General features: G+C 40.9%; 16 protein-coding genes. 9 read left to right on the top strand and 7 right to left on the bottom strand.

Annotation, left to right across the window (positions count from 1 at the left end; genetic code table 11):
• Position 1 precedes the first annotated feature (1 nt).
• Entirely contained in the window at positions 2 to 385 is a 384-nt protein-coding gene (gene frdC / locus EYW48_RS02005; RefSeq protein WP_053309588.1) for a fumarate reductase subunit FrdC, read from the top strand.
• A 13-nt stretch (positions 386 to 398) separates the two neighbouring features.
• A complete protein-coding gene (frdD, locus tag EYW48_RS02000; RefSeq protein ID WP_053309589.1) occupies positions 399 to 776 on the top strand; it encodes a fumarate reductase subunit FrdD in 378 nt (125 codons plus the stop codon).
• Positions 777 to 916: 140 nt separating this feature from the next.
• On the opposite strand, the gene efp is transcribed toward frdD, so the two are convergent.
• Positions 917 to 1,483: an elongation factor P gene (gene efp, locus EYW48_RS01995; RefSeq protein ID WP_053309590.1), complete on the bottom strand. Its 567-nt coding sequence runs from the start codon at positions 1,481 to 1,483 to the stop codon at positions 917 to 919.
• A gap of 33 nt (positions 1,484 to 1,516) precedes the next feature.
• Here efp and epmB point away from each other — a divergent pair, with 33 nt between their 5' ends.
• Both epmB and EYW48_RS01985 read left to right on the top strand, forming a co-directional pair.
• Positions 1,517 to 2,539, top strand: coding sequence for an EF-P beta-lysylation protein EpmB (epmB, locus tag EYW48_RS01990; protein WP_261917303.1), 1,023 nt, complete (start codon positions 1,517 to 1,519; stop codon positions 2,537 to 2,539).
• A 124-nt stretch (positions 2,540 to 2,663) separates the two neighbouring features.
• Entirely contained in the window at positions 2,664 to 3,173 is a 510-nt protein-coding gene (locus EYW48_RS01985; RefSeq protein WP_053309592.1) for an MgtC/SapB family protein, read from the top strand.
• Between the two features lie 94 nt (positions 3,174 to 3,267).
• On the opposite strand, the gene EYW48_RS01980 is transcribed toward EYW48_RS01985, so the two are convergent.
• From EYW48_RS01980 to EYW48_RS01965, 4 genes are all read right to left on the bottom strand, one after another.
• Positions 3,268 to 5,019: a hypothetical protein gene (locus tag EYW48_RS01980; RefSeq protein ID WP_274671420.1), complete on the bottom strand. Its 1,752-nt coding sequence runs from the start codon at positions 5,017 to 5,019 to the stop codon at positions 3,268 to 3,270.
• Between the two features lie 261 nt (positions 5,020 to 5,280).
• On the bottom strand, positions 5,281 to 5,838 hold the full coding sequence (locus EYW48_RS01975; protein WP_168520800.1) for a phaC PHA synthase: 558 nt from the start codon (positions 5,836 to 5,838) through the stop codon (positions 5,281 to 5,283).
• Between the two features lie 276 nt (positions 5,839 to 6,114).
• Complete coding sequence (gene groL / locus EYW48_RS01970) at positions 6,115 to 7,752, bottom strand: chaperonin GroEL (protein ID WP_053309595.1); 1,638 nt, start codon at positions 7,750 to 7,752, stop codon at positions 6,115 to 6,117.
• A 75-nt stretch (positions 7,753 to 7,827) separates the two neighbouring features.
• Entirely contained in the window at positions 7,828 to 8,118 is a 291-nt protein-coding gene (locus EYW48_RS01965; RefSeq protein ID WP_053309596.1) for a co-chaperone GroES, read from the bottom strand.
• Positions 8,119 to 8,369: 251 nt separating this feature from the next.
• Between EYW48_RS01965 and EYW48_RS01960 the strand changes: the two genes are divergently transcribed.
• On the top strand, positions 8,370 to 8,987 hold the full coding sequence (locus EYW48_RS01960; protein ID WP_172531897.1) for a metalloregulator ArsR/SmtB family transcription factor: 618 nt from the start codon (positions 8,370 to 8,372) through the stop codon (positions 8,985 to 8,987).
• 115 nt (positions 8,988 to 9,102) lie between these two features.
• Entirely contained in the window at positions 9,103 to 9,441 is a 339-nt protein-coding gene (locus EYW48_RS01955; protein WP_168520794.1) for a DUF3135 domain-containing protein, read from the top strand.
• Positions 9,442 to 9,488: 47 nt separating this feature from the next.
• Here EYW48_RS01955 and EYW48_RS01950 read toward each other — a convergent pair whose 3' ends face one another.
• Complete coding sequence (locus tag EYW48_RS01950) at positions 9,489 to 9,914, bottom strand: DUF805 domain-containing protein (protein WP_274681373.1); 426 nt, start codon at positions 9,912 to 9,914, stop codon at positions 9,489 to 9,491.
• A 51-nt stretch (positions 9,915 to 9,965) separates the two neighbouring features.
• A complete protein-coding gene (locus tag EYW48_RS01945) occupies positions 9,966 to 10,313 on the bottom strand; it encodes a 5-carboxymethyl-2-hydroxymuconate Delta-isomerase (RefSeq protein ID WP_053309600.1) in 348 nt (115 codons plus the stop codon).
• A 290-nt stretch (positions 10,314 to 10,603) separates the two neighbouring features.
• Here EYW48_RS01945 and tpiA point away from each other — a divergent pair, with 290 nt between their 5' ends.
• The 3 genes from tpiA (at position 10,604) to EYW48_RS01930 (ending at position 15,106) form a co-directional block, all read left to right on the top strand.
• A complete protein-coding gene (gene tpiA, locus EYW48_RS01940; protein ID WP_274681374.1) occupies positions 10,604 to 11,377 on the top strand; it encodes a triose-phosphate isomerase in 774 nt (257 codons plus the stop codon).
• Positions 11,378 to 11,511: 134 nt separating this feature from the next.
• The gene (locus EYW48_RS01935; protein WP_176247179.1) at positions 11,512 to 12,870 is read left to right on the top strand and encodes an MATE family efflux transporter; all 1,359 of its coding nucleotides are present in this window, start codon (positions 11,512 to 11,514) and stop codon (positions 12,868 to 12,870) included.
• 850 nt (positions 12,871 to 13,720) lie between these two features.
• Positions 13,721 to 15,106: a hypothetical protein gene (locus EYW48_RS01930; protein ID WP_277431809.1), complete on the top strand. Its 1,386-nt coding sequence runs from the start codon at positions 13,721 to 13,723 to the stop codon at positions 15,104 to 15,106.
• The last annotated feature ends 25 nt before the right edge of the window (positions 15,107 to 15,131 follow it).

Genomic DNA, 15,131 nt, shown 5'->3' with positions numbered 1-15,131 from the left:
CATGAGTAACCGTAAACCTTATGTACGTGAGATGAAGCGTACTTGGTGGAAAGATCATCCTTTCTACCGCTTCTACATGATGCGTGAAGCCACTGTTTTACCTTTGATTCTATTTACCCTATTCCTAACTTTCGGTTTGGGTTGTTTGGTCAAGGGTCCTGAAGCGTGGCAAGGCTGGCTGAGCTTTATGGCAAACCCAATTGTGGTTGCCATCAACATCGTCGCTTTAGCGGGCAGCTTGCTGCATGCTCAAACCTTCTTCAGCATGATGCCGCAAGTAATGCCTATTCGCCTGAAAGGTAAGTTAGTCGACAAAAAAATCATCGTACTCACTCAGTGGGCAGCGGTGGCGTTTATTTCTCTCATCGTTCTGATTGTGGTGTAAGGAGCTTATAGTAATGAATAACAATTATAAGGTAAATCGCACCCCAAAACGTTCTGACGAACCTGTTTGGTGGGGACTATTTGGTGCCGGTGGTACATGGTTTGCTATGATCACGCCAATCACTATTTTAGTGTTGGGTATCCTAGCGCCACTCGGCATTATTGACGAACAAGCCATGAGCTATGAACGTGTTGCAAGCTTTGCGACTAGCATTATCGGTGCACTGTTCATCATTGGCACATTAGCGCTACCAATGTGGCATGCCATGCACCGTGTTCACCACGGTATGCATGACTTGAAATTCCATACTGGTATCGTTGGTAAAATAGCTTGTTACGCTTTTGCTGGTTTAATTTCAGCCCTAGCCGTTGTATTTATCTTCATGATTTAATCCAACGCTTATGCGATAAAAACAAAAAAGCTGATGAGAAATCATCAGCTTTTTTATTTGTTTGTCGTTCACTGTAAATATCAAATAGTTCAGCGACAAAAAAGGCCGCAACCGCGACCTTCTTAGCGTTAAGTAATGATTTACTTAACACGACCTACATATTCACCAGAGCGAGTATCAACTTTGATCACTTCACCAATGGTAATAAATAGTGGAACGCGAACTACAGCACCAGTAGTCAATGTTGCTGGTTTGCCACCCGTACCCTGAGTGTCACCTTTTAGGCCAGGATCGGTTTCTGCCACTTCTAGTTCAACAAAATTCGGTGGTGTAACCGCAATTGGGTTACCGTTCCAAAGTGTTAACATACAAGTGTTGTTTTCTACCAACCACTTAGCGCTATCACCAACCGCTTTTAAGTCTGCAGCGATCTGCTCAAAGGTTTCTGCATTCATAAAGTGGTAGAATTCACCGTCGCTATATAGATAATCTAGGTCGATATCCATAACGTCAGCCACTTCAACTGAGTCACCCGATTTAAATGTTTTTTCCAGAACTTTGCCAGAAAGCAGTTTACGGATTTTTACACGGTTGAATGCTTGACCTTTACCTGGTTTCACATACTCGTTTTCGAGAATGACACAAGGCTCATTATCAAGCATAATTTTGAGACCGCCTTTAAATTCATTCGTGCTAACAGTAGCCATTTTTTCCTCTTACCATTCTTCGAGTTAAATTCAATGCCGCACATAATAACCCGAAAAGTCGAATCTGTTGAGCAAAACTGGCTCCAACAGTTAACGAATGCGATCTCAAACCCTGCAGATTTATTACAAATACTGGAGATCGATCCTTCACTTTGGCAAAACGGCTTTGAAGCTCGCAAGCTTTTCGCCCTACGAGTACCACAAAGTTTTGTTGAACGTATGGAAAAAGGGAACCCTTATGATCCACTGTTGCGCCAAGTGCTTCCGCTCAGCGAAGAATTTGAATGGCATCAAGGCTATTCAACTGACCCACTTGAAGAGCAAAATAACGCGATTCCAGGTTTGCTGCATAAGTACAAAAACCGAGCACTGATGATCGTAAAAGGCGGATGTGCGGTGAATTGCCGATACTGCTTCCGTCGTCACTTTCCCTACCAAGAGAATAAAGGCAGTAAAACGGTTTGGCAGCAAAGCTTGGATTATATTGCCGCACATCCTGAATTGAATGAAGTCATTCTATCTGGTGGCGATCCACTGATGGCAAAAGATCACGAGCTTAAATGGTTGATCGATGCGATTAGCCAAATTCCACACATCAAACGCTTACGTATTCACTCGCGCTTGCCTGTCGTGATACCGGCGCGTATTACCGACTCGTTATGTGAGTTACTGCAAGATACTCGCTTGCAAGTCATTCTCGTCACGCACATCAACCACGCTAACGAAATCAACCTTGAGCTTAAACAGCAAATGAACCGTCTGCGTGCTATTAATGTCACCCTACTAAACCAAGGCGTACTACTTAAAGGGGTCAATGACAGCATCAAAGCGCAAGTTCAATTAAGCGAAACATTATTTGATGCTGGCATCCTGCCCTATTACCTGCACGTATTAGACAAAGTTCAAGGCGCGGCACACTTTTTTGTTTCAGACCAACAAGCTAAAGACATTATGGCCGGTGTTATCGAACAAGTTTCTGGTTACTTAGTTCCTAAATTAACACGAGAAATTGGCGGTCGTTCAAGTAAAACACCACTCGATTTGCATTTAGAATAGATAAATAATTGCACTGACAAATCACTGTCTCTCGCCATAAATTTTACTTATCTAGACAAACAAAAGCTTTTGTTCGATCAATATTCGCTTTCTCTGCATACTCGACGTTTTTTAGGAGGTCAGCATGCAACCCATCGAACAACTTCTCAATCTTGGACCTTTTAGTTGGCCAGCTCTGCTTTGCTGCGCACTCAATGGACTATTAATCGGTATTGAACGCCAAACTAGGGGGAAACCGGTAGGCATTCGAACCTCGATATTAATTATTTCTGGTACATACTTTTTCCTGGCGATGGGGGTATCTTTGTCACCGAATACACTCGACCAGGCTCGAGTCCTTGGACAGATCATCACTGGGGTTGGCTTTTTGGGCGCAGGGGTGATGATGACTCAAGATGGTAAGATTCATGGTGTGACCTCTGCGGCCGTTATTTGGGTACTCGCTTCGCTTGGTTTGATGATTGGCCTTGGGTACTTGCAACAATCCGTGATTATCACCATTTTAGTACTGAGCGTACTTTACGGAGTAGATAAAGTTGAGAATAGCTTTAAAAGCCTGCGCCGCGGTGTACATCAAAAGTTTCAAAACAGGAAATCATCGCATCTATTAAATAAAAAGCGTATAGAACAATAAAAATAAACAATGGGAACTAGATAGAAAATGCCAGAACCTTCATTCTGGCATTTTTATAGAATCAAAAACTAGAATTTACCATCTTTGTTACTATTTAATTAACCAATTCCCATCCGATATGATCATGTGGTGCGGCTTCACCAGCATTAATCCACCACTTACTGCGATACTCTAAGTTATTAAATGGGTCTACCACTACAGTTCCAGCGTTAGGATAAGCCGTAAAATTATTCCAAACACCTTCAAGTGCCGCTTCTGGCTCACTAAATTCAGTTTCATAAATATTACAATCTGATTCCGTTGGTGCTACGGTAATTTGAATTGTCGGTTCATTACTTGGAGTAAAGTTATCAACAGTTTCAGCAAAAACAGAGCCAAATTCCGCCGAGCACTCCTGACCTTGATACGATAAAGTGACCATTGAAGCATCCAGTGGCAGCATTGTATGCGCATTTGGTGTTGCCCAACCATTAACTAAAATCGTACCATCTGCACTTCGAACTACCATGTTCATTGAGTCTGACAAGACAGACTTATCCACGTAAACGGGAATAAACTTAGTTGCGTCAATAGCACCTTGCTCACCGAAAGTCCGCACAGGAACGCTAGTCAATACCGCTTCAAGAACTTTACCAAAATGCTTCGCGTATTTGATTTTGTTATCAACTTGCTCATTTTCAAAAACGTTGCGAACAGCTCTGGTTATTGTTTGAATTTCTTGGTTTGAATAAAAACCATAATTTTTCAATAGCTGGATATAACCGCGCAAATCATTCCATGTTAACGATGCATTGTAAATTTTACCAGATTCAGAAAGTTGTTTAGAAACATCTGGGATCTGACGAATATAGCGAGAACCAAAGTCATTTTGCTTTGTAAAGCAAGTCCAGTCATTTTCTAAATCCTGAGTGACGTTCATGCAGTGTTGGAAAGTCGCTTCATTTTTTAATGGCTGATCTTTCGCAGCGTAAGGACCACGGTTATACATAAAACTTAATAACATGGAGAGTGCATCAGGGTCCTTTGCACCTTGCAAGAATTCATGGATACGGTTACCAGGTTCATTTTGCGCTGTTTCATTTTGTTGCCAAGAAAAAGCTCCCGTATTAATTGCAACAGCAGAAGCATTATAATAGGCACTGGTAATTGCAGAACCCAAAATATTACGGGCAGGCCCGTTATTAGAACTAATGGTATTTTCAGGATCCATAGCGGCAAATACGGCAGGGAACCCACCTTCAGCGGCACCTTGAAGCTCAGACCAAGCACTGCCAGGATATTCCACCTGCAGAACGCCATCATCATCACCATCACCCATTTCCGCAGAGGGTAAATCATCACCTAATGAGCTTTCTTGTAGTGCTTTCGAAACATAATAGTTTGGACCCATATTTCTTTTGAAATATTCGCCAAATGATTCACCGGTCGCAAATGGTTTATCTAAGTCGAAAGTACCATTTTCTTTTTTTAGACCATATTGAATTTGAACCATACTCTGCATAGAGGCGTGAGCAAATGCCATTGCCCATAATTTATGCTCCAGTATTTTCCGATTAGAATCGGAATTCAATAAATTCAAGCTGACTTTATTTGGATAATTTTTTTTCCAGTTAATTTCACGTTGATCACATGTCGTTGGGTCTAAAATCAATTTATCGCCTTGAGCCTTAATATTACAATGATAATTCACTGTAGTTTGATCGGCCAATTTAAGACTATAATCAACGTTACCACTCTTAGTTGGCAATAATGCTTGATATTGTTCTAACGTAATAGACTCAGCAGAAATTGCACTCGTACAAAATAAAGCCGAAGCAATGCAAAAAGTTAACCTAGATAGTTTCATTTTATTTCCTAAAAATGTAATTTTAATTAACAGTTTAAATTCAAACTAACTCACATTAGATAGAAAAATAACTTTCAATAAAACAGAGCACTCGCCAATACCATTAAAAATCATAACTAGTATATTTTTATCGCAAACAGTACGATACCAATGTGAAAAAATGGCACAATAAAGATAGTGGGAAATAACAATGCTGCTAACAAAACGTTAGCAGCATCAAAAAATTGCTTACTATTTTATATTAACTTAGAAAATAAATAGTTATTTAGCAAAGTTAATTATAGGAAAACATTTAAAAAAACCATTGTCAGCACAGTTGATCAAACCAATTTGTACACCTTCAATTTTGGTTGTTTTATTGAATACGCCAACTTGAACCGTAGAGATTTCAGAGAAGTTAGCAGCACCAACATCAACCATGGTATTGCCTTCAGAATAGTTAACAAAGCTCACGTTCGCACCACGTACATCATTCGTTACGTTCACAGCACCGATGTTTGCCCCCGAAGCGGTTCCTGTATTCCAGTTAAGGAATCCCAGTGATGCGCCCGTCATGTCTTGGTTGACTTTTGATGCACCAAAAAAACCAAGGTTAACACCAGTAGTTGAATTAGTTTCAGAAAGTCCAATAATAGCCAAATCGACACCTTTTACTTCATCGACTTTGCCATAAAGCGCTGCAACGCGTAGACCTGATACAGCATTTTCATCTGGTGCATTAAAATTGTTGATAGAAGAAAACATAACTGGAGTTCCAGCCATGGCAACAGAAGATGATAAGGCCGCAGTAACAGCTAACATTGATAGCACTTTTTTCATAAATATCCCCACTGATAGATAAAACCTTACTATTGACTAAGTAAAGCCATTAAGTAATTGCCTAGCACAGAACGAAACTGCTTTCACCAAGCACTTAATTAAGAATCAACAACTCAGCCAATTTCCTTCCCCTCCAATGTAGGAGGTAACACTAAAAATGACAAGTCAAAGCCAGAAGTCTAAAATACCGCCTTCGAATAAACGTCAGAATTAAGACAATTATAAAAAACCGGAGCCAAGCTCCGGTTCTTTACATTAGTGGGGATGATGCAAAATTTACATCATGCCACCCATTCCACCCATGCCGCCCATATCAGGCATGCCAGCAGATTCTTTCTGTGGTAAGTCGGTTACCATCGCTTCTGTTGTGATCATAAGCCCAGCAACTGACGCAGCAAATTGCAATGCGCTACGAGTCACTTTGGTTGGGTCCAAAATACCCATTTCGATCATGTCGCCATACTCACCCGTTGCCGCGTTATAACCGTAGTTACCTTCGCCTGCACGTACATTATTTGCGACCACTGACTCTTCATCACCAGCGTTGGTCGTAATTTGGCGAATTGGCGCTTCCATTGCACGAAGTGCTACACGGATACCGACATTTTGCTCTTCGTTATCACCTTCAAGACCTGCCACTTTAGATGCCGCACGGATAAGCGCAACACCACCACCAGCGACTACGCCTTCTTCAACTGCAGCGCGAGTTGCATGTAACGCATCTTCTACGCGGTCTTTCTTCTCTTTCATTTCAACTTCAGTCGCAGCACCGACTTTTATTACAGCAACACCGCCTGCAAGTTTTGCAACGCGCTCTTGTAGTTTTTCTTTGTCGTAGTCTGAAGTTGCGTCTTCGATTTGTTGACGAATTTGAGCAACGCGGCCTTGGATAGCGGCTTCATCACCAGCGCCATCAATGATGGTTGAGTTCTCTTTCGTGATAGAGATGCGTTTCGCTTGACCTAGGTCTTCTAGTGTCACTTTTTCAAGCTCTAGACCGATCTCTTCAGAAATAACCGTACCACCAGTTAGCGTTGCGATATCTTGTAGCATCGCTTTACGACGGTCACCAAAACCAGGCGCCTTCACTGCAGCAACTTTCACGATACCGCGCATGTTGTTGACAACTAACGTAGCCAGAGCTTCGCCTTCCACGTCTTCAGCAATAATAAGCAGCGGACGAGAAGCTTTTGCAACAGCTTCTAATGTTGGTAGCAACTCACGAATGTTCGAGATTTTCTTATCAACCAGTAAGATAAATGGGCTTTCTAGTTCAACACTGCCCGCTTCTTGGTTGTTGATGAAGTATGGTGATAAGTAACCACGGTCAAATTGCATACCTTCGACAACATCAAGTTCGTCTTGTAGTGCTTGACCTTCTTCAACGGTGATTACACCATCACGACCTACTTTTTCCATTGCTTCAGCAATGATGTTACCTACACTCGTGTCAGAGTTGGCAGAAATAGTACCTACTTGAGCAATCGCTTTAGTGTCAGCACATGGTACAGACAGCTCTTTCAATGCTTCAACTGCTGCGATAACCGCTTTATCGATTCCGCGCTTAAGATCCATCGGATTCATACCCGCAGCAACTGCTTTTAGGCCTTCAGTGATGATCGCTTGCGCCAACACTGTTGCCGTCGTTGTACCGTCACCCGCCGCATCATTCGCTTGCGAAGCAACTTCTTTCACCATTTGAGCGCCCATGTTCTGGAACTTGTCTTCCAGCTCAATTTCACGCGCTACAGAAACACCATCTTTGGTGATGACAGGCGCACCAAAAGATTTATCTAAAACAACATTACGCCCTTTAGGACCAAGCGTTACTTTTACTGCGTCAGCTAGAACGTTGACACCTTCTAGCATTTTAATTCGTGCGTCGTTACCAAATTTAACGTCTTTAGCAGCCATCTTTAATTTCCTTTTCTTAATTCTGTTTTAATCAATCGTTTTTGAATTAGAGCAAAAATTACTCAATGCGCACTCTTACTCGACAATCGCCATAATGTCGCTTTCAGACATAATGAGCACTTCTTTACCGTCGATCTTTTCAGTTTTAGTGCCGTAGCTTTCAGCGAAGATAACAGTATCACCCACTTTAACATCCAGTGGTTGAACCGAACCGTTCTCTAGAATGCGGCCTTTACCTACTGCTACGATGGTTCCGCGAGTTGATTTTTCTGCGGCTGAACCAGTTAGAACAATGCCACCAGCAGATTTAGATTCAACTTCTTGGCGTTCAACGATAACTCGGTCGTGTAATGGACGAATGTTCATCGGTCGTCTCTCCTGATTTTATTTTCCGTGAGGTTTATGAAAGGCTGATTACTCAGCTCGTGACAGATATGTGGGGGGTGGTAAGTGCAATCCCAAGGGGGAAATAAGAATTTTTTGTGACGAAATTAACGAATTGGTCGTCAATAACTCATTAATGCGCACAAAACTAAACACTTACCTATGCGGCATAGTAAATGATTTGCTTTATTAACCTGCTTCTTCATAATAGATAAAGTTATGAGAGGAATACGATGAAAACCATTGATAGAATACTCCAAACCTTAAAACGTGATGGCGCAGTAACCGCAAAGCAATTAGCCGATGACTTAGGTATCACCACCATGGGGGCTCGTCAGCACCTACAAAGTTTGGAAGATGATGGCATTCTTACTTTTCACGATGTGAAAGTAAAAGTCGGGCGTCCTACTCGTCATTGGTCATTGACTCAAAAAGGCCATGATCAATTCGCAGATCGTCACGGAGAACTCACCATCCAAGTGATTGATGCGGTTGAACATTTGTTCGGTAAAGAGGGGCTTGCCAAGGTGGCCGCTGAACGCGAGGCTCAAACATTGGCGCAATATCAACAAGCGTTAATCAACTGCAAAAATTTAGAAGATAAATTGAATACCTTGGTTACCCTACGTGAGCAAGAAGGCTATATGGCGGAATTGGAATCAACGGAAGATGGTTTCATGTTAATCGAGAACCATTGTCCTATCTGCAAAGCCGCAACCCGCTGCCCTAACCTTTGTAGATCAGAACTGAATATCTTCCAAACACTGCTCGGTAGCGAACATTGCATTGAGCGGAGTGAGCATATTATTCAAGGTCAACGTCGTTGCACCTATAAAATTACCACTCGCTAGCATTGTCTCACATTTAAGAATTGCGCATTTCGTTCCAACACAGCACTCGTTCCTCAGTTATGCTTTGGGTGTGTTGATAAAATAATCAACATACCCAAATGTAAAGGAGTGACATATGGTGCCCCCTCAAAAACAGGCTTTACCCTCTTTTGATGAACTGGTTGAACTTGCACAGCACAACCCAGAAGCCTTTACACAACTAAAAAAAGACATTTGTGAGGAGTTGATTCTCTCTGCTTCGTTCAATATGCAAGATAGACTTTGGGCTCAACAAAGCCACATTGATTTAGTCGTCAGCCAGTGCAAAAATCCCATTCACGCTAACGTCACCTTAATGCGCGAGCTTAGTCAACAGATGATAAAATTCCAAAATGCCTTAGATGGTGAATCTGAAAAAGAGAAAGTTAGCGCCGAAATCGTACCTTTCACACCTCGCGATAATGGATGGCGATAAACTTAAGCTGGCTCACAACGCCTGCTTAAGTTTAATCAAGTTTGAGCTCATTCTGCTTCAGGCCCATAGGCATTACTGCCTGGCGAACCTTTCATAAATCCACACTCAACCAGTATCCATACTCCGCATACTAGTGCGACTAGAGAAACCAAGGCTTCCATCATACCGGCTTGAGCCGCCACATCGGCATTGCCAATTGGCATCGTCATACGTCCCAAAACCAGCGGAACATTGAGCACTAACCACCACACTGACTTGTTTCGATCATGCCAACGCTTTGTTGTGATAGCCAAGTCAGGAATGAGCACAATCAACAAAAACACTGGCAAGATAAGGTAAGCAATATTGGGAAATATCTTATTAGCGACGGTAGCGAAACCGATAATCAACGCATAATAAGTGACGTTCCATAGCCAAAAAGTTTTTCGACCAATACGGCCTTGAAATGAAAATAGCAGTTCTTTAATCGACATTTTATTACCTAACAATGATTCATTTAACCTTAACTCAGATTAGAGATGAGGTTAATTTACGACCTTCTGGAAACTGTCTTTATCCATGTCTCGTACATTGATGGTCAAGCTTCTTACTTGACTAGCTTGCTGCTGCAAAACTTCCATCAACTGACGAGATAAGTCACGCTTTTGTTCTGGCGTTCTACCTGACAGTAATTCAAAACTAATATGAATAAAATCAACACTGTCACCCTCTTCACCAATAAACCAATGGTGGCAGCGCAACGCACGAGATTTAACCGAATCAGCATCAAATAACCCGCACTTCAGAGCCACATGGTGCAGATCTTCCAACAAACCTTGAACATTAACACGTTCATCTACCGAGTTTGAGTATTCCATAACAAGATTTGGCATTTGCATTCCTTTTATCGGTTATCTGATCTGTCATACGGAGTTAACCGTTTAGCATGATAAGTATTCTTTCGGATTATGGGTATAGCAACTAATCGAGCAAAATCCGAGTGATAGGCTACTATTCTGCCGATGGGATCACTGACAAGCTGCACAGACCATTGATGAAGATCCAATAAAGTCATGACTCGCATCATGATCTGCTGAGTTTTATCTGTTATATTCTTTCGCAATCACGTTTATTTTTTTACATTCATTGGCTTTAATATTTGATAATTAATGGAGATATTCCTATGCGTCATCCTGTAGTTATGGGTAACTGGAAACTAAACGGCAGCAAAGAAATGGTTGTTGAACTACTAAACGGTCTTAACGCTGAACTTGAAGGCGTTACAGGCGTAGACGTAGCAGTTGCTCCACCTGCACTATTTGTAGACCTTGCTGAGCGTACGCTTACTGAAGCTGGTAGCGCGATCATCCTAGGTGCTCAAAACACTGACCTACACAACAGCGGTGCATTCACTGGCGACATGTCTCCAGCTATGCTTAAAGAGTTTGGTGCAACTCACATCATCATCGGTCACTCTGAGCGTCGTGAATACCACAATGAATCAGACGAGTTCGTTGCTAAAAAATTCGCATTCCTAAAAGAAAATGGCCTAACGCCTGTTCTTTGTATTGGTGAGTCTGAAGCACAAAACGAAGCTGGCGAAACAGTGGCAGTATGTGCACGTCAACTTGACGCTGTTATCAACACTCAAGGCGTTGAAGCTCTTGAAGGCGCTATCATCGCTTACGAACCAATCTGGGCTATCGGTACTGGTAAAGCGGCTACAGCTGACGATGCACAACGCATTCACGCTCAAATCCGTGCTCACATTGCTGAGAGATCTGAAGAAGTTGCGAAAAACGTTGTGATCCAATACGGCGGTTCTGTTAAACCTGAAAACGCAGCAGCTTACTTTGCACAACCAGACATCGACGGTGCTCTAGTTGGCGGCGCAGCGCTTGACGCGAAAAGCTTTGCAGCTATCGCAAAAGCGGCAGCTGAAGCGAAAAACGCATAATTATTACGATCATCGTATTTCTTTAATTAAAAAAGGTCAGCTCTGCTGGCCTTTTTTATTGGCTAACATTCCCAACCTAGCCGCTAAGATCATAATCTTGTATCCTATCGTTTTGCCTACCAAGCCTGTCAGTTATGCACCAACCCGCAAGCAACGATAAACACGGCCTACTTACAGCCCCCATTTCCGATGTGTTGCGTCAAATGACGATTCCGATGATTTTCGGTTTAGTCGCTATTTTGATGTTTAACTTGGTCGATACTTTTTTTATCTCACTACTTGGTACTCAATCTCTTGCCGCCATTAGCTTTACCTTTCCGGTCACCTTTGCCATTAATTGCATTACTATGGGCATTGGTATTGGTTTATCCACCAGCATTGGACGCTTGCTTGGACAAGGCGATGCACAAAATGCCGCGCGTTTTTCTAGCCATGGGGTCTTACTGGCCGTCATATTAGTGACGATCGCCTCCGCGATCGGTTTGCTTACCATTGAACCACTATTTTTACTACTTGGAGCAACGCACGAGCTCATTCCTCTCATTAAGCAGTATATGCAAGTATGGTATCTGACCATTCCGCTATTGGTGGTACCAATGGCTGGCAACAGTGCGATTCGCGCGACAGGCGATACCAAAACACCGGCTAAAATAATGATGTTATCAGGCTTAATTAATGGTGTGCTCGACCCACTACTGATTTTTGGTTACGGGCCATTTCCTGAGTTAGGTATTCAAGGTGCGGCAATTGCAAGCGCCTTTAGTTGGTTAGGTGCTTTATGTGGTTCGTTTTACGTATTAGTCACAAGAGAGCGACTCTTAGCTTGGCCCTATTTGCCAACTTTATGGCATGATTGGAAACAGATATTAAAGGTAGGTACCCCCGCCGCTCTTTCCAATGCGATGAACCCGCTGTTGGGAGCACTATTGATGATAATGCTTGCCAGCCATGGAACAGCCGCAGTCGCTGCCTATGGTGCTGCGCAACGTATCGAATCGATTTTAATTTTGGTGTTGATGTCTTTAACGTCTGCACTTACGCCTTTTATGGCACAAAATATTGGAGCCAAAAATACACAACGCAGCTTTGCAGGTTTATTTATGAGTATGCGTTTCTCGGTTGTTTTCCAATTGATGATTTTCGCAATGATGGTGCCACTGAGCATCCCTTTAGCTGCACTATTTTCACAAGAACAGTCAGTACGCGATCTTCTATGGCATTACTTACTCGTTGTCCCCTTTAGCTACGGCTTCCAAGGCATTGTGATGATGCTGATTGCTGGTTTAAACGCACTGCATAAACCAATACGAGCCTTTCAATGGAGCTTTATGCGGTTATTTGTATTTACCCTGCCAACAGCTTGGTTAGGTTCTTATTGGTATGGTGTTGAAGGGCTATTTATTGGCATTGCGCTAGGGAATGTTTCAGGCGGTATACTAGGCTATGTCTACGCGCTGCGTTTACGGCGCAACTGTCAACCGATAACTCAGTAATAGAGCCTCCAGTCGATGGCTTTATTTTAGTTCAATCGATACCAATTAAGTCAATATCGTTCTATACCCAAACCACTTGGAGTTGCAGGTAGGCGGTAAGTGAGTAAATCCCCATGAGCATAAACGAACTATGTGAGTGGGGTGAGCAAACGTAGCCAGCACCGCTGCGGCTTCAAATAGAAAAGGATATAAGCTTACATATGCATACAAAAAACAATACGGAACTTTATATAACAGTCATCAATGGCCATGCTAACGATATTTTACCCATGAATCGACAGCGAATTTAATAAACAATTATAACCAATACACACCAACGACCACCAACACCAACAGACATCCAAATATTACTCGCTTTGCTCTCTTGTTGAATGGATCTTTAGTAGAGCAATAACAACAAACGTTTATTTCTGACGAAAGCAGCTCATGGCACGCCTTACAATAATTTAATTGCATAACGAGCATCCTATATAGGTGATTATGGAGATTTCATTATACATATACGCTCTAGTAAGGAATTAAAAAAAAATTATTTTGGGGCTGCGCTGCAAATAAATTATGTTGTGTAAATTTTGATAATCTCCGTTATTGATTTGCACTTAAGGTGACCAAACCTCCACAATAGAAATAAAAGCATTTAAAAACAAACAATTAAAAGCATTCATTAAGCATGAACTTCAAACATGCTTGGACAACTAAGATCATTCACCCTCATCGTTACCAACACGATTAATCAACCACTTTGCAACATAAACCAAACAAAAAGTATGATTTTTTCATTTTACCTCCCTAAAAAATTAAGATATTTTGGGTTGTTTTTTTAATATTAAATAAATCGGAAATGGGTAAAGTGAGAAAATTAATTTTAATGCTATGTTTAATATTAAATTCCAATTCATTGATGGCAAATAATAAACTTACTACAACAGAAATAAATGAGCTATCCAATATAAACATAGAATTCGAAAATAAATACAATAATGCAAATATTGACAACCTAACTAAAAATTACAATAAGTTAAAGTCAGAAGTTCAAAGTATTAAAGAAAAAATCGATGATAACAAATATCATATTGCTGATAGTATGGAACTGATTCAGAGAGAACTGATTTCTGGAACTTCTAATGACGACCTTATATCCTCATTGAAAAATGCATCATCTTCTATAAAAGAATTAAATGAACAACTCAATGAAAGTGAAAGCAAGTTAGAAATATCGCATCGTGATATGGAAAAGTCCAAAGGTTTATTATTGATAATAGAAAAGATAAAAAACCAAAAGATACTAGAACTATATAATAGAATAAAAACCAGATTAATCAATGAAGAATCAATCCTACATGAGCAAGAATACAGTGGAAAAATAAAATGTGGTTCCCGCGAAACAATTAGCTTGTGCATAGAAAGAAATCGACGTTCTATAGAGCAATCTTTTTCTTTAATGAATGGTGATATTGATTCTATAAAGATCAAATCTTTTGACTTTGTTGATGCATCTCTAGATATGCAAGGTGTTCTTAAATATAGCGTAAACACCAAATACACAAAGTTATTTTCGAAAGCAGATGAAAAAGCGATTAGAAAAGAACTTGGGCTTAACAAACACTTTTTATTGTTAACATCTAATGACGAAAATACTGAATATTATGTAAATAATGAATTCGCAGGCAAGGGAAAAGTCGTTGAATTTAGCGGTACTTTTTCTGGTGTTATCGATATTTTAGCCAAAAATGGCGATAAGAAAGAATCAATAAAGACAACTTCTTACTCGAAAAATGAATATCACTTTAAATTCTCGACTAGAAACGATAGTAAAGTTACAACTTCAAGTTACTCGGAGCAAGAGCAAGAGCAAGAGCAAGAAAATAAAACGCAAGAAGCAGCACATTCAAATGACGATACATCAGACATTGGTGTGGACTTAAATAAATTTCTAGATCCAATAAACATAATAGTATATGAAGATAACAAATTCTTTTATATACAACCTAAAATATATAAGGAAATAGAAAAGATCCCACTGCAAGACACAATTGCAGAATCAACGAACTATTGTAAAGAAAATTTTGATGCACTCCTAGTCACAGCTGATGATTTAAATTATTTAGATAACCAAAAATCTCTACCTGAAGGACAGTTCTGGACGTCAAAAGAAGAAAATAAGCCGAGTTCGGAGAAAAAACAATTTATCTGCAAGATGCCAAAAGTCGAGGTTACTGAACGTTTTAAAGATTAAACGTACAGGGGATGGAAACTGTAAA

The sequence above is a fragment of the Vibrio sp. 1180_3 genome (assembly GCF_029478545.1).
GTDB lineage: Bacteria > Pseudomonadota > Gammaproteobacteria > Enterobacterales > Vibrionaceae > Vibrio > Vibrio aestuarianus.
The sequence above is the reverse complement of the archived record's forward strand: the minus strand, read 5'-3'. Positions and strand labels throughout refer to the sequence as shown.

Bases quoted from the DNA above. Each gene is read 5' to 3' on its own strand.
- frdC (WP_053309588.1), top strand. From the start codon at position 2: ATGAGTAACCGTAAACCTTATGTACGTGAGATGAAGCGTACTTGGTGG.
- frdD (WP_053309589.1), top strand. From the start codon at position 399: ATGAATAACAATTATAAGGTAAATCGCACCCCAAAACGTTCTGACGAA.
- efp (WP_053309590.1), bottom strand. From the start codon at position 1,483: ATGGCTACTGTTAGCACGAATGAATTTAAAGGCGGTCTCAAAATTATG.
- epmB (WP_261917303.1), top strand. From the start codon at position 1,517: ATGCCGCACATAATAACCCGAAAAGTCGAATCTGTTGAGCAAAACTGG.
- EYW48_RS01985 (WP_053309592.1), top strand. From the start codon at position 2,664: ATGCAACCCATCGAACAACTTCTCAATCTTGGACCTTTTAGTTGGCCA.
- EYW48_RS01980 (WP_274671420.1), bottom strand. From the start codon at position 5,019: ATGAAACTATCTAGGTTAACTTTTTGCATTGCTTCGGCTTTATTTTGT.
- EYW48_RS01975 (WP_168520800.1), bottom strand. From the start codon at position 5,838: ATGAAAAAAGTGCTATCAATGTTAGCTGTTACTGCGGCCTTATCATCT.
- groL (WP_053309595.1), bottom strand. From the start codon at position 7,752: ATGGCTGCTAAAGACGTTAAATTTGGTAACGACGCACGAATTAAAATG.
- EYW48_RS01965 (WP_053309596.1), bottom strand. From the start codon at position 8,118: ATGAACATTCGTCCATTACACGACCGAGTTATCGTTGAACGCCAAGAA.
- EYW48_RS01960 (WP_172531897.1), top strand. From the start codon at position 8,370: ATGAAAACCATTGATAGAATACTCCAAACCTTAAAACGTGATGGCGCA.
- EYW48_RS01955 (WP_168520794.1), top strand. From the start codon at position 9,103: ATGGTGCCCCCTCAAAAACAGGCTTTACCCTCTTTTGATGAACTGGTT.
- EYW48_RS01950 (WP_274681373.1), bottom strand. From the start codon at position 9,914: ATGTCGATTAAAGAACTGCTATTTTCATTTCAAGGCCGTATTGGTCGA.
- EYW48_RS01945 (WP_053309600.1), bottom strand. From the start codon at position 10,313: ATGCCAAATCTTGTTATGGAATACTCAAACTCGGTAGATGAACGTGTT.
- tpiA (WP_274681374.1), top strand. From the start codon at position 10,604: ATGCGTCATCCTGTAGTTATGGGTAACTGGAAACTAAACGGCAGCAAA.
- EYW48_RS01935 (WP_176247179.1), top strand. From the start codon at position 11,512: ATGCACCAACCCGCAAGCAACGATAAACACGGCCTACTTACAGCCCCC.